This window comes from Citrobacter pasteurii, from assembly GCF_019047765.1.
Lineage (GTDB): Bacteria > Pseudomonadota > Gammaproteobacteria > Enterobacterales > Enterobacteriaceae > Citrobacter > Citrobacter pasteurii.
Genome location: NZ_CP077262.1, coordinates 2,616,743 through 2,630,351 on the forward strand (window position 1 = coordinate 2,616,743; position 13,609 = coordinate 2,630,351).

Consider the following 13,609-nt stretch of genomic DNA (forward strand, 5'->3'; position numbering starts at 1 on the left):
GCTTCTTTCCCTCCAACATCCGGCCTCATCCCTTCGCGAGCGGCCTCTGGTGGAGGCACCATAGGTCACGGTGAATGACGCTTAGTTGAATACCTTCCACTATTAACCTTCGTTAACAACATCAAAAACACAAAGTTGGTGTGGATTTCTCCAGCAGTATTTCCTGGCGTTCAACCTGCTCACATCCACCGTTACTTTGCTTCAGTACGTCACGAAAAAAGTTGTTTATTGGATGAATACGCTATTTGTTTAACAACCATTGAAATAGATAGATACACAATATTTTTTGGCTGAGACAACTCTTCGTTGAGGCAACTCCATTTCACGTAGGGTAAAAATAAAAAACATTATGAAACAAGTGCTTATATTGAAAGATGAAGACTTACTGGCACGAGGTAACGATCGCTACGTCTTCCAGCACCCACAGGATAGTAAACTGCTGGTCAAAATCGTGATTCCAGGCATTGCGAAATATAAAAGCAAGCTACGTGAGGTCTTTCGGGACATCAAAGAATGTAAGTTGAGTCACCAAACCGACGCATTTTATATGCAAAAAATTGAAGGACTTGTTGAAACAAATAAAGGAATAGGGCAACTCACGGTGAAGGAGTGTGATGAGCATGGCCACATCGCTCAAACTCTTTATCAGCTTGCCCTGAACAAAGAACTTGATGCCAGCAAATTGCAGAAGTTGAATGTTTTTTTAGCGTGGTTTGTCAGTACCGGTGTCATTATTAACTCCCTGCATTGTAAAAACATCGTCTACGCCTGGGATGCTGCGCGCCAGGAATATTGTTTCAAAGTCATTGATGGTTTTGGTGACAAAACGTTTTTTCAGCTCAGTAAGTTTTCAGCGGCAATACGCGATAAAAATAAAGTCAAATGTCTCAAGCGGATGCTACGGGATCTGAACCACCTGCAGAATACGTAATCCGCAGAAATTGTTGACGATATGGCGTGGGAACGCGACTACCGTGATATCGGCGTGTCAAATGCCTGTCGCGAGTGGTTATCCTGGAAAGCGGCAACCCGACCACAATGAAGACACTACAACAGAGAAGATCATACGTCCGGGGGCTGATGCTCCCGACAAATTAACATCGAATCATCCTCGCTCAACGGTTCTTTCGTTAAATTACAAAATCCTTGACCGTTCACCTTTTGGTGGAACCGACAGCTCTGGCACAGACCAAATCCCGGCACATTACTGGTACGCTGAATGCCTCGCAATAGTTCGAAGAGTAGCTCCTTGAGTAAACCCGCGCGTTCACCCATCGTAGATTCGCCTGTCACCAAAAATGAGGGGGGAAGCAGGGCATCCAGCAGATTTTTGGCCGACTCGGTGAGCTGCAGATGAACGCTACGCTTATCCCTGGCATCCTGCGTGCGTACCACCAGTCCTTTTGATTCCAACAACTTTAGCGATTGTGAAACCGTTCCTTTGGTGAGGCCGAGGTAGTCCGTCACGGCGAGAGGTGTATTGGAGTAGCGGTTACAGCGTGCGAGATACATCAACGCACTGAGCTGTACTGGCTGAAGATCCGCCAGTAAAGGATGCTGGCGAAACCACATCCGCGTCAGACCAGACAGCCGGTCCAGTACGTCAAAAAGCGACATGTCATGCATAACAAAATCCTCCTCGGCATATAGTATCGACTAAAAACTATATTGACAAAGCATAAAACTGGCGTAGCATAAATTATAGTATCGAATCGACACTATAATTTAAAGGAGAGGTATCATGACCAAAGCCCGTTTTTATCATGCTGGTTGTCCGGTTTGCGTTTCCGCAGAAGAAACACTGTTACAGCATCTGTCCCCGGATGTGGAAATCGAGGTTATTCATTTGGGAGAACAACCCGATCATGTTGCAGAGGCGGAACGAATCGGAGTGAAGTCTGTTCCTGCGCTGGTGATCGACGGCAATGTGCTGCATATCAACTTTGGCGCGCCTATTGAAGCGCTGAAATAGCGTCGCATGTTCGGGAAGTCGCGTGAGCTATTTCCCGAACCGGCGTGGGCATGGGGAAGGGGGCATTTATGTGTGCTGCAGAGAAGTACCATCCTGTCGATTGTGATCTGCATGACTATCTGGAGATTGCCTGTCTTTATCACTATTTGCTGCGCATTGAACTGACCACTGGGGAACACTTTGATGCCAGGGCCGTGACGACATGTACCACAGCAGACAAAGAGGAATTCTTGCTTGTGGAGTGCCATGAACACCATCATAGAATTCGCCTGGACTATCTGTCAGCCATTACTCCATTGACGGCTGGCGCCACTTTTAGCACTGTGATATTCCGTTGAATCTGTACGTAAAAAGGCTGCGCCACCGTTATACAGTGTAAATGCGGATGTCATGCGCCTGAAAAGCGGTGCCGTACTGTTTGCTGATGTTTTCCTCCACGACAATGACATCGATGTTACTGCTGGCGGTGACAACATAACGTGCGACGGCAGGGATCTTATCCGCCGTCAGTGCGACGATAGTTTCGTTACACTGCTTAATTACCGCTTGTTTAAACTCACAATCGGCGTAATCAAACCCGGTTAATCCTGACTCCGGTGCCATCGCACAACCACCAATAAAACCTTGATCAAATAAAATATCCTGTACCTGGGCAATGGCTGTCGGACCTACGCATCCACCGGACGATCGCTGCACTGGCCCACCTAGCATGATGACCTCGAATAGCGGTTTTTTCAGCAGTACGGCGGCAATATCAGGTGAATTTGTCACGACGGTCAATGCCAGCTCAGCGGGAAGGGCTTCAGCCATTGCCAGGTTGGTTGTTCCTGTATCGATAAAAATACAGCTCCCGGATTTCACTAATCGAGCGCATCTTTGCGCGATGCTGTTCTTTTTCGCAGTATTAATATTCTTGCGTGCTGCGATGTCAGCTGACTCAGGTAGTGAAATAACAGCCCCGCCATAGACTTTCTTGCAAACACCTTCTTTACACAACTCATGTAAATCGCGGCGGATCGTATGTTCTGACACCCCCAAACGGGCGGCCAGTTCAGTACAGATCACTCTGCCGTTTTCCTGCAGGATCTGATAGATAAGCGCCTGGCGCTGATCCGGGAACGCAGCGTAATCGAGCATGAGAACTCCATAAAAATAAACATCGAGCAATAATGTGCATGATCGTGCATTATAATGCACGATGTCAATATCCCTTAACGGGGGCGTACCGTTCAGAATAAAACGATAAGAGGATCGCGATGAAAATTGCACACATGGCTTTATGGACCCAGGATCTTGAGCGACAAGCCCGGTTCTGGGTGTCATTTTTTGATGGTGTGATAAACGATAAATACTGCAGCAAAACCAACCCCGGGTTTGAATCTTATTTCGTCAACATTGGTGGGAACATTGCGATTGAGTTAATGACCAAACCGGGACTGACCCACCCTGTACCTGACAATAACACTTCAGGGTGGGTGCATCTTGCTCTCTCTGTTGGTGGCGCGGGGCATGTTGATGCTCTGGCGATACGCGCAAAAGAACAGGGCATCCTGGTCTCCGGACCACGAACCACCGGTGACGGGTATTACGAGGCCGTCATTCAGGACCCAGACGGTAATTTAATCGAGATTGTCGCGTAATACGTAGTGTTCGTCGGGATCCGCGTGAAGATGATGTCGTCATTGCAATATTATTCAGTGGGGTGTGTCACTCCGACATCCATAGTGCCTACAATGGCTGGGGCGGCGCTACGTATCCGATGGTTCCCGGCCACGAAATAATAGGCCGCGTAGTGCATGTTGGGAAATCGGAAACAAAATTCGCGGTCGGCGATCTTGCCTGCGTGGGGTGTATGGCATGATTCATGCCAGCACTGTAGCGCCTGCGAGCAGGGTCTTGAGCAATACTGCGAAGAGGGGAGCACCCTTACGTATAACGATACTGACTGTCATGATGGCCTGCCTACTTTCGGCGGTTATTCTGACAAGATTGTCGTGACCGGGAAGTTCGTCGTGAAGGTGCCGGAAGGAATCGACTTACGTGGTGCTGCACCGTTGTTGTGCGCCGGTATCACCACATGGTCGCCGTTGCGTCACTGGCAGGTTGGGCAGGGGAGTAAAGTCGCTGTTGTTGGGTTGGGTGGTCTGGGACACATGGCGATCAAGCTCGCTCAAGCATTGGGGGCTGATGTTACGTTATTCACGCGGTCGCCAGGCAAAGAAGCTGATGCCAGACGAATGGGGCCAGTCATGTTGTGCTTTCAACAGACAGCGAACAGATGAAAGCCGCGGCGAATCAGTTTGACCTGATTATTGATACTGTTCCATACGTGTATGATCTGAACCTCTATATTCCAACGCTGGTGTTTAGCGGAACGTTGGTGCTGGTGGGGCATCTGGGGCCGTTGGATCCGTTCCTGAACACGGTTCCGCTGATCCTCGGTAAAAGAGCCGTTGCGGGTTCGGTGATTGGGGGGATTGCGGAAACTCAGGAGATGTTGAGGTTATCAATATTCAGGATATTAATACCGCGTGGCAACGGATGTTGAAAAGCGACGTGAAATACCGCTTTGTCATTGATATCGCGTCACTGAAGTAAATGCAAAAAAGACGCGGATATCCGCGTCTTGATTTTGGTTAGTGGGCAGAAGGTTGTACCTCGGCGTTATCCATATACAACGTCTGACTGGGGAACGCAAAGTCAGCACCGTTATCCTGAACTATTGTAATAATTTTCAAGTACACATCTTGTTGTACAGCAAGCCACTCCTGCCACACGGTGGTTTTCGTGAAGCAATACACCATGATATTCAGCGATGAATCGGCAAACTCATTAAAATAGACCAGCAGGGTTTGTTTTTGATCTATTCCAGGATGACTTTGCAACATTTTTCTGACCGACTCGACAACTGTGCCAATTTTATCAGCATCTTCATAACGTAACCCGATCACCGTTTTGATTCGTCGATTACTCATCCGCCCCGGGTTTTCTACACTGATGGAAGAGAAAATTGAGTTCGGCACATATAACGGACGGTGGTCGAAGGTGTTTATTTTGGTCATTCTCCAGCCGATTTCCGTTACCGTACCTTCGATATTTCGGTCCGGAGAGCGGATCCAGTCACCGATGCTAAACGGTCTGTCGAAGTAGAGCATAATGCCAGAGAAAAAATTGCTCAGGATATCTTTACCTGCCATACCGACAGCGATACCGCCGATGCCGCCGAACGTTAACAGCCCTGACAGGCTCATGCCGAAATGCTCACCGTACAGCAAGATGATGGCGACGACGATCGTAATCTTAATGATGCGTGACATGATCCTCGCGCTGGTGATATCTCTGCCCTTGTTAATCTGCGTTTTTTCAAACTGATTGATGACCAGAAAGAGTTTTATCGTCAGGATCAACGCTATCAACGAGGTGCAGATAAAGTCGACCACGCCTGGGGAGATAAATTTCAGCTTATAACTATCGATGACGTTATTCGCAATCGTGCCAAACGTACCAATGATAATGGCATAAACAAAAAACTGTGCTGCGTGGAATATGAGTCCTTTGCAGTGTTTTTCACTACGATGAAACCAGACGCTCATCAGGACTAACGCTGCACAGCTGCTGAGAATTACCGTTAAATTAAACGCATTATTTATAAACAGTTCAGCGATCATGATTCTCCCAGGTCACTCCGTGTTAGTTAAATATCATCTGACATCCTTCATCAGCGGATATTTTACCCAGTTCAGGTTGTCAGATCATTCATCAAAAGGAGAGAGGAATAATACAATCAGCGTTATTTTCAGGCGAATAGTGCGCATGTCAAGTTTGAGTGTGGCGTATGTAGCAGACAGTAAGTTGATGTCATGGTATTGTTGCTACAAAGTAACACGGTTTTCATCTGCAAAAGGACGATATTATGATCATGGCTAAGCTGAAGACAGCGAAGGGACGGAAGTTTCTGTTATGTCTGCTTGGGGTATTTATTATTGCGGCATCGGTTGTGACGCGCGCGACGATTGGTGGCGTCATTGAACAGTATGACATTCCGCTTTCCGACTGGACAGCCTCGATGTATGCCATTCAATCCGCAATGATTTGCGTCTACAGTATGGTTTTTACTATTTTGCTGGCTATTCCGCTCGGTATCTATTTCCTCGGAGGCGAGGAGAAGTACTAAGTACATATCATGCCGGATGACATCGCCATCCGGCATTTTGCTGCAGGATTAATCGTCTTCTTCGTCGTCCAGTTCAACCGGGGTCTGGTACTGATCCGGTTTGATAACCAGCAGATCGCAACGCAGATGGTCGATAACCTGTTCTGCGGTATTCCCCAGAAACGCAGCTGATATGCCGGTGCGCCCAACGGTGCCGAGTACCACGATCCCCGCCTGTAAATGCTCAGCTAAATCCGGGATGACCTCTTCAGGCAATCCTTTTTCAACGTGGGTAACTTTTTCATCAATACTGAATTTCTGGCGTAATGCCTTCATGGCCAGCAGATGTTGTCCACGGATGGCGTCGTTGTACACGCTGGGATCAAATTCAGGTAGCTCAATCGCAATGTTGATAGGCGTTACAGGATAGGCGCCGACCAGGTGTACTTCGGTATGGTTAACCTGTTCTGCGAGCTGCAACGTTTCCTTGACCAGTTTTTCGTTGAGTGCATTGTGATATGCCTCTTCACTGGCGAGGTTCACCGCCACCAGCGCTTTACCACCTTCCGGCCACGGCTGATCTTTGACCATCCACACCGGGCTTGGACATTTACGCAATAAATGCCAGTCGGTTGGTGTGAAAATCACGGCTTCAAGGCGATCGTGCTGGTGTGCCATTTTGAGCACCAGGTCATGCTTAGCGCTGATTACTTCCTGGATGATGGCTTCGAAGGGACGGTTGTGCCAGACCACTTTAATATCAAGCGGGATCCCTGCTTCGATATAGTATTTCGCTTGTTCACGTATCCATGCTGTTCGCTGGCTGATGACCCCCTGACGCATTGCCGTACGCTCGTCCGGCGACAGCAGGGTAGTCATCTCGTAGGAAAAGTCATAGATCGGCAAAAAGGCTTTAATTTTGCCACCAATCCGTTGATGCAAATAAACAGCTCGCCGTAATGCTGGTTGATCGTCCTGGTTTGGATCGATGACTACCAGCATGTTTTGATACATAGCCATACAGGGTCTCCTTACAACTGTCACTGCAGTTTGTATTTAAAAGAGTAACCCAATAATGTGGATTGAAACAGGGGAGAACCTCTTGCCAGATCAATAAACTGGGGAAATCTCCAGCTTTTCCCCACATCACGCTCAATCTAAACCATTTTCCGTTGTTTCTATTGTGCTTGCGCGCCAGGCGGAAAAGGTTTGGGCGCGTGGACGTTTCAACTGCCCGGCAATTTGAACCCTGCCGCTAAGGCTGATTCGTCGAACGGCTGTACGCTTTCGCGAGCCAGTGGCAACCAGTGATGAAAACTGGTGGGATGCCCGGAGTGATAAAGATGCTCACCTAAAATAGAAAAGGCTAATTCATAGCGGCGAACTGTTGCGTGTTCTATCGATGGCGGTTCTTAAATCATCGCCAGGATGCGTCATGCTGGCATTTATCGCACCTTATTTTGCGTCCGTAAACCCTGCCGATCTTATCGCATTCAGCGGTTTTTTATGCAACCAGGCAGGAAAGAGTGTTTAACCGTAGTTATTGTGACAGCATTAATGATGGGGATATTTATATTGAGGACACTTACAGTGTTTATATTTTAATTAAATCAGAGCACAAGCGCCTTCTGCCAAACCATTAAATTGGGGTAATTTAGCAATTTGACAGAAGGTTAACTGAGAAGGCTACGCAACGTTACGTGTGTGGCCAGCAAGGACAGCCAGCGCGTCGCTATTCTCAATAGTGATATATTTACCTTTCACCGCCAGCATACCGCTTTTCTGGAAGCGACCCAGCAGGCGGCTAATGGTTTCAACCGTCAGACCGAGGTAATTACCGATATCGCCACGGGTCATTGTCAGACGGAATTCGCGCGGAGAGAAGCCTCGCTGGGCAAAACGGCGGGACAGATTGTAGATAAAGGCCGCCAGGCGCTCTTCAGCATTCTTCTTCGACAACAGCAGGATCATGTCCTGGTCGCCTTTGATTTCGCCACTCATCAGACGCATCATCTGCTGACGCAGGTTCGGCATTTTACCGGACAGGTCATCCAGAGTTTCGAAAGGAATTTCGCATACCATTGACGTTTCCAGCGCCTGGGCAAAGCTTGGGTGATGACCGCTGCCAATCGCGTCAAAACCAACCAGGTCGCCCGCTAAGTGGAAACCGGTGATTTGCTCATCGCCTTGTTCGGTAATGGTATAGCTTTTTATCGTTCCGGAACGGATAGCATAGAGTGACTTAAGCTCGTCACCTGCTTTAAAGAGCGTCTGCCCCTTTTGGATAGGCTTTTTGCGCTCGATGATGTTATCGAGCTGGTCAAGCTCATGCTCGTTAAGTGTGAACGGGATGCAAAGCTGGCTGATGCTGCAATCCTGGCAATGGATAGCACAACCGCCAGACTGAATGCGCCGTATAATTCGCTTTTCCGGGATCATAGGTCTGCTCAAGCCGTAATTGATATTTGTCAATTTTAACATCTTTTTGGTGAGCACGTAAGCCTGAGCTACTCCCAATAGAGAATAATTCAGGCATAAGCGAGTTGAATGTTTGTATCTATCTGATTAACCGTACTTTATTTGGGGGTGTATTGTGTGGAAGTGTGATGAATAAGGCATTAATTGCCTGGATTCTAGAGTAGCAGATAGCCTTCATGGCGCAATAACCACTCTTTTCGCTGCACGCCACCCGCATAGCCAGTCATTGTGCCATTCCGTCCAATCACGCGGTGGCATGGGACGACGATGCTGACAGGATTGGAACCATTAGCCGCGCCAACGGCTCTGGCGGCTCCGGGGCGCCCCAGCTGCTCAGCCAGTTGTCCATAATGCATGACCTGCCCGCAGGGTATAGAACGCAACGCTTTCCAGACCTCGCGTTGGAAAGGGGTTCCCGCTGTTGCGGTTTCAAGCGTATCTATAATGCTGAGATTTCCCGCAAAATACTCTGTCAGCTTATCGCTTAGTCCTCCGGGGTTTTTGGCAGCAATACGCTGATAACCCTCAGAACGATAATGAATATCCAGTAATTGCTCCATACGATCACGATGTTGATCCCATTCAACCGCACGCAGGCGAAATTGCTCATCACAAATTACCCACAGCGGGCCAAGGGGCGTTGCAATGATGTCTTCAAGTAAGTTCAGCATCCGTTTTTCTCATTACAGGTGGGGTTACACATTATCATGTCAATGACAGTCGTATCTATACCCCCAAAAACGGATCTTAACTTATGGAGGTAAAGGAATGTCGAACGGTGCGTTATTGGAAATAACCGTAAACCGTTGTCGGTATAATAGTGCGCGGTTATGATAGTGCCGTCGCAAAATCGCTGGAGGATGAAACATGAACCTTGATGATGCATCGCTGTTTCTTGACGCCATGGGGGATGTTCAACCACTGAAGGGATGCGCCGATGTTCACTGGCAGCCAACGCGTAATCTTCGCGCTCCGGCACGTATTGATACGCTGCAACTGGATAATTTTCTCTCGACAGGTTTTCTGGATATCGTCCCGCTGAGCGTTCCGCTGGAGTTTCGTCGCGAAGGGTTACAGCATGGCGTGACTGACAAGCTACGAACCGGGAAATATCCGCAACAAGCAAGCCTTAATCTTGTGCGACAGCCCGTTGAAACCTGCCGCCAGATGCTATTTAGCTTTATTTTACAGGCGCTGCAGGATGGATTGCGCAACGTCCTGGTGATTCACGGTAAAGGGCGTGATGATAACTCCCATGCCAACATCGTTCGTAGCTACGTCGCACGTTGGTTAACGGAGTTTGATGATGTGCAGGCTTTCTGCACCGCACTGCCGCATCATGGCGGCAGTGGGGCATGTTATGTGGCGTTACGTAAAACGGCGCAGGCGAAACAGGAGAACTGGGAACGCCACGCTAAACGTAGTCGCTAGACAGGGTAGTCATCAGGCAGCCAGCACTCTGTTTCTGCCTTCATTTTTGGCTTTGTACAATGCGTCGTCCACGCGTTTAAATAACTCATCAATACTTTCATTGGCTTCGTGTCGCGCCACACCAATACTGACAGTAAAGCGGGGAAGGCCAGGGAGGCTCACCTTGGCTACCGTCGCGCGTATTACTTCAGCGAGATTAAGCGCTGCATCTAAAGACGTTCGTGGCAAAAGCAGTACAAACTCTTCTCCCCCCCAACGAAAAACCAGATCGTCCTTTCTTGCACAGGATTCCAGGGTACGTGCCAGCGCGCAAAGTACATCATCCCCTTTTAAATGCCCGAAAAGATCGTTAATGCTTTTAAACCGATCGGTGTCGATTAGCAGCAAACTGTAATCCTGCGTTAACAATGTTGTGTGTGTCTGCGCTGGCTCAGTTATCTGATAAAAATGCCGCCGGTTGAGTAACCCGGTTAAAGCGTCATGCAAGGCGGCGCGTTCCAGTTCCAGTTCCAGACGTTTTTGCTCGGTAATATCGTGAACAATGCACAGCATCAGCTTATTGCCGTAGATTTCGATAGGACCGGCATAGGTTTGTACGTGACGGGTGCTTCCATCGGCAAGTCTGTGGACAAAATGTAAGGGCTTATGACCACCAGGAAGATGCGCAATTTTATGCATTACCGGCAATATATGGCGCCCCAGCATATTGATTTCCCAGGTATGCTTCTGACACATCACGTCATGATCATAGCCATAGAAATTCAGGGCGCTGAGGTTTGCATCCACAATCAATCCGTCGCGTGACGGATCAATAAGCAACATGGGTGCTGAGTTAGTCTGGAAAAAGCGGGCATAGAATCCTTGTTTTTTCCGCTGATAGGTAGCAGAGCGGCTGGCTTTCAGACCTTGCGCTGTCGGTGTTTCAATGCCTTCATAGAGGATAACATCACCTATATCCTGAAGCGTCCTGATGGACAAACGACAGGCCAGCGCGATTTCCTCGCTTTCGCGGTAAACCGTGAGGATCTCCACAATGTCATGATGATTGCGCAAATCACTGAGATACATAGGTAAATCACTTTGTGCGTGCGTGGAGAATGTGCCTTTTCTGAGAGAAGGGAAACTCGGGGCCTGCATCAGTTCCCGTGCAACGGTATTGGCGAACACCAGTTCTTCGGTATGTGGCGAAACGATCCAGACCGGAATGGTTAATAAATCCAGTGAATGTAGCTCGTTTATGCTCATCGATAATCCCGTTATCTTCATATGCTGTGTTGCCGGTTTATTGGCGAATATTTTTTATTATGCAATCTCACAATGTTATTGATTGTCGGTGAGACAAGGGTTGTACCGTTGGTTTTACTTTTGTGGCGTTTTCAGTTTGTATCAATTCATAGATTTTATGTGCTGGCAGGGGTTTCGCATACAGGAAGCCTTGTAGTACACCGCACCCCATCTGGGTTAACAGCGTTTCCTGCTCCTGGGTCTCTATACCCTCCGCCACAACGCGCATATTCATAGAGTGCGCTATGTCTATAATAGTAGACACGATTTTTGTATTTTTGTCGTTCTCACTAATATCTTTGACAAATATTCTGTCTATTTTTAATTCTCGCGCCGGAAGTGATTTCAGCATCAATATATTTGAATAACCGGTGCCAAAATCATCAATAGAAACGGTGATCCCCAAATCGGCAAACGCGTTCAGGACTTCTACGCTGCGTTTTAAATTTTTAAGTGCCGTACTTTCAGTCAGTTCCAGCGTGAGATGTGCTGGTGAAAGCTGATATTGCGCCAGAGCGTTGCAGACTATATCGACAATATCAGGTTGTTCAAACTGGGCTGGTGACAGATTAACGGCAAGGGTCCACTCCGTGTGGCCTTGTGACTTCCATTGATATAACTGACCGCATGCCTGCTGGAGAACCCAGGTGCCGACAGGAATAATCAGGCCTGTTTCTTCAAGTGCGGGCAGGAATTCAGCCGGCAGCAGAATGCCGCGTTCAGGATGATGCCAGCGTAACAACGCCTCAAAACCCGTCAGAGAGTGATCCCCGGCGGTGTATTTAGGTTGATACCATAATTCAAATTGATTCCGCTCAAGCGCTTGCGACAGTTCCTGCAAGAACGTTGGCGGCGTATCGGCGATAGCCTCCATCTCTGGGGTATAAATCGCCCAGCCGTTTCTGCCAGCCTGTTTGACATGATACATCGCAGTATCGGCTTTAACTTTTAGCTCATGTAACGTTGAGCCGTGTTCGGGATAAAGACTGCTTCCCGCGCTTAACGAAACGCGAATGGTATGTCCAAACAGTGTAAAAGGTTCTTTGACGGCGCTGGCAATACGGGTCATCAGCACCGAAATTGCTTCCCGGTTGCTGTTTGGCACCAGCAGGATAAATTCATCACCGCCCAGCCTCGCCAGCGTCATGGTGTCATCGAGGCAGCTGTATATGCGTTGTGTGCTGGAGATAAGCAACTGATCGCCAATGTGATGGCCCCAGGTGTCGTTTACGATTTTGAATCGATCAAGGTCGATAAAGACCAGGGCGAAGTGTTGTTGATACAGTTTGGAATGACGCAGGCAGGTTTGTAAGCAGACGTCTATTTGCGTTCGGTTGGCAAGGCCGGTCAGCGCATCGAAGTGGACCTGGTGCTCAAGCTGGCAGTTCAGTTGATGCAGATTATCGGCCAGTCTTGAGGTGCGTAGCTGAGAATCCACCATCGAAATGACCAGCATAATACCCAGAATCACCAGCGTGACGGCGCAGACCCAGATAGAGAGTTCCAGCGTGCTCAGTCCATCATGCGCAGTGTGTCCGAAATGCGTGAAGGTGGCCGCACCCATCCCGGTGTAATGCATTGAGGCAATCGCCAGTGCCATTACCAGAGCGGCAATAAGTCGGTTTATTAATGCGCGTCGGGTATTTTGCCGCAAATGAAAAGCCAACCACAGGCCGATCCCTGACGCGATAATGGCAATGACCACGGAAAGCAAAATGAGTGAGAACTGCCAGCGGATAGCAACATGTTCAACGATAGCGACCATACCAACGTAGTGCATGGTCACAACACCGGTGCTTAACAGGCTTGTTGCAACAATAAGCCGCCTGGTCGAAAGCGTTTGACCTGATATTGCAATATTGATGGCAAGCGTCGCGGAAATGAGTGCGATCAAAAAAGAAAATGCCGTGAGTGAAAAGTGATAATTAATCGGCATACTCATTTTCATGGCCAGCATGCCAATAAAATGCATCGACCAGATCCCCATCCCCAGCGTTGCCCCGCCAGATAAACGCCAGAAAGTCGATTCCCGACGACTAGAGATCGCCACTTTCCCTGCGCTATCGAGGGCAATAAACGAAGCAATGAATGCGACAACAAAGGAAATCCCAATCAGTACAGGGTCCCATGACACATGCAACATCTTACTACCCATCGATAAAAAACCGTGATGTTAAATCTAGCAGATTCTGTCCAGTTAACCTGGTAAAACCAGGTGCGTCCTTAGTTTCCTGTTAGCAGTATTAGCCTGAGCCGCTATAACGGTGGAATATGTAATTTTCACTTATGAA

Annotated in this window: 14 protein-coding genes and 1 pseudogene; 7 read left to right on the plus strand and 8 right to left on the minus strand. The window is 48.3% G+C overall.

The annotated features are described in order from the left end of the window. Nucleotides 1-349 precede the first annotated feature (349 nt). Nucleotides 350-931: a YrbL family protein gene (locus I6L54_RS12830; RefSeq protein WP_005126519.1), complete on the plus strand. Its 582-nt coding sequence runs from the start codon at nt 350-352 to the stop codon at nt 929-931. Between the two features lie 131 nt (nt 932-1,062). Here the strand turns inward: I6L54_RS12830 and I6L54_RS12835 are convergent, their stop codons facing one another. Beyond that, on the minus strand, nt 1,063-1,626 hold the full coding sequence (locus I6L54_RS12835; RefSeq protein WP_040230905.1) for a MarR family winged helix-turn-helix transcriptional regulator: 564 nt from the start codon (nt 1,624-1,626) through the stop codon (nt 1,063-1,065). A 115-nt stretch (nt 1,627-1,741) separates the two neighbouring features. Between I6L54_RS12835 and I6L54_RS12840 the strand changes: the two genes are divergently transcribed. Both I6L54_RS12840 and I6L54_RS12845 read left to right on the plus strand, forming a co-directional pair. Further along, nucleotides 1,742-1,972 (plus strand): glutaredoxin family protein, encoded by a 231-nt coding sequence (locus I6L54_RS12840; RefSeq protein WP_005126617.1) that lies wholly within the window; start codon nt 1,742-1,744, stop codon nt 1,970-1,972. 68 nt (nt 1,973-2,040) lie between these two features. After that, the gene (locus I6L54_RS12845) at nt 2,041-2,310 is read left to right on the plus strand and encodes a Rho-binding antiterminator (protein ID WP_040231149.1); all 270 of its coding nucleotides are present in this window, start codon (nt 2,041-2,043) and stop codon (nt 2,308-2,310) included. Nucleotides 2,311-2,338: 28 nt separating this feature from the next. On the opposite strand, the gene I6L54_RS12850 is transcribed toward I6L54_RS12845, so the two are convergent. Then, nucleotides 2,339-3,109: a DeoR/GlpR family DNA-binding transcription regulator gene (locus I6L54_RS12850; RefSeq protein WP_040230906.1), complete on the minus strand. Its 771-nt coding sequence runs from the start codon at nt 3,107-3,109 to the stop codon at nt 2,339-2,341. A 119-nt stretch (nt 3,110-3,228) separates the two neighbouring features. Here I6L54_RS12850 and I6L54_RS12855 point away from each other — a divergent pair, with 119 nt between their 5' ends. Together I6L54_RS12855 and I6L54_RS12860 are read left to right on the plus strand one after the other, a co-directional pair. After that, a complete protein-coding gene (locus tag I6L54_RS12855) occupies nt 3,229-3,612 on the plus strand; it encodes a VOC family protein (RefSeq protein ID WP_040230908.1) in 384 nt (127 codons plus the stop codon). Then, nucleotides 3,612-4,570, plus strand: a pseudogene (locus I6L54_RS12860) (NAD(P)-dependent alcohol dehydrogenase). The gene I6L54_RS12855 and the pseudogene I6L54_RS12860 overlap by 1 nt, the downstream one beginning before the upstream one ends. 38 nt (nt 4,571-4,608) lie before the next feature. On the opposite strand, the gene I6L54_RS12865 reads toward I6L54_RS12860, so the two are convergent. Next, entirely contained in the window at nt 4,609-5,640 is a 1,032-nt protein-coding gene (locus I6L54_RS12865) for a mechanosensitive ion channel family protein (protein WP_005126623.1), read from the minus strand. A 245-nt stretch (nt 5,641-5,885) separates the two neighbouring features. Here I6L54_RS12865 and I6L54_RS12870 point away from each other — a divergent pair, with 245 nt between their 5' ends. After that, entirely contained in the window at nt 5,886-6,146 is a 261-nt protein-coding gene (locus I6L54_RS12870; RefSeq protein ID WP_005126625.1) for a DUF2534 family protein, read from the plus strand. Between the two features lie 48 nt (nt 6,147-6,194). Here the strand turns inward: I6L54_RS12870 and uspE are convergent, their stop codons facing one another. From uspE to ogt, 3 genes are all read right to left on the minus strand, one after another. After that, entirely contained in the window at nt 6,195-7,145 is a 951-nt protein-coding gene (gene uspE, locus I6L54_RS12875; RefSeq protein ID WP_005126626.1) for a universal stress protein UspE, read from the minus strand. Nucleotides 7,146-7,811: 666 nt separating this feature from the next. After that, nucleotides 7,812-8,564 (minus strand): fumarate/nitrate reduction transcriptional regulator Fnr, encoded by a 753-nt coding sequence (fnr, locus tag I6L54_RS12880; RefSeq protein WP_003020397.1) that lies wholly within the window; start codon nt 8,562-8,564, stop codon nt 7,812-7,814. Between the two features lie 194 nt (nt 8,565-8,758). Next, nucleotides 8,759-9,274, minus strand: a complete 516-nt coding sequence (gene ogt / locus I6L54_RS12885) for a methylated-DNA--[protein]-cysteine S-methyltransferase (RefSeq protein WP_005126630.1) — start codon at nt 9,272-9,274, stop codon at nt 8,759-8,761. Between the two features lie 196 nt (nt 9,275-9,470). Here ogt and smrA point away from each other — a divergent pair, with 196 nt between their 5' ends. Next, nucleotides 9,471-10,034: a DNA endonuclease SmrA gene (gene smrA / locus I6L54_RS12890; protein ID WP_005126632.1), complete on the plus strand. Its 564-nt coding sequence runs from the start codon at nt 9,471-9,473 to the stop codon at nt 10,032-10,034. Between the two features lie 12 nt (nt 10,035-10,046). Here the strand turns inward: smrA and I6L54_RS12895 are convergent, their stop codons facing one another. Both I6L54_RS12895 and I6L54_RS12900 read right to left on the minus strand, forming a co-directional pair. Continuing rightward, nucleotides 10,047-11,279 (minus strand): GGDEF domain-containing protein, encoded by a 1,233-nt coding sequence (locus tag I6L54_RS12895; RefSeq protein WP_040230911.1) that lies wholly within the window; start codon nt 11,277-11,279, stop codon nt 10,047-10,049. 67 nt (nt 11,280-11,346) lie between these two features. After that, nucleotides 11,347-13,461, minus strand: a complete 2,115-nt coding sequence (locus tag I6L54_RS12900; protein ID WP_005126637.1) for a putative bifunctional diguanylate cyclase/phosphodiesterase — start codon at nt 13,459-13,461, stop codon at nt 11,347-11,349. Nucleotides 13,462-13,609: the final 148 nt, after the last annotated feature.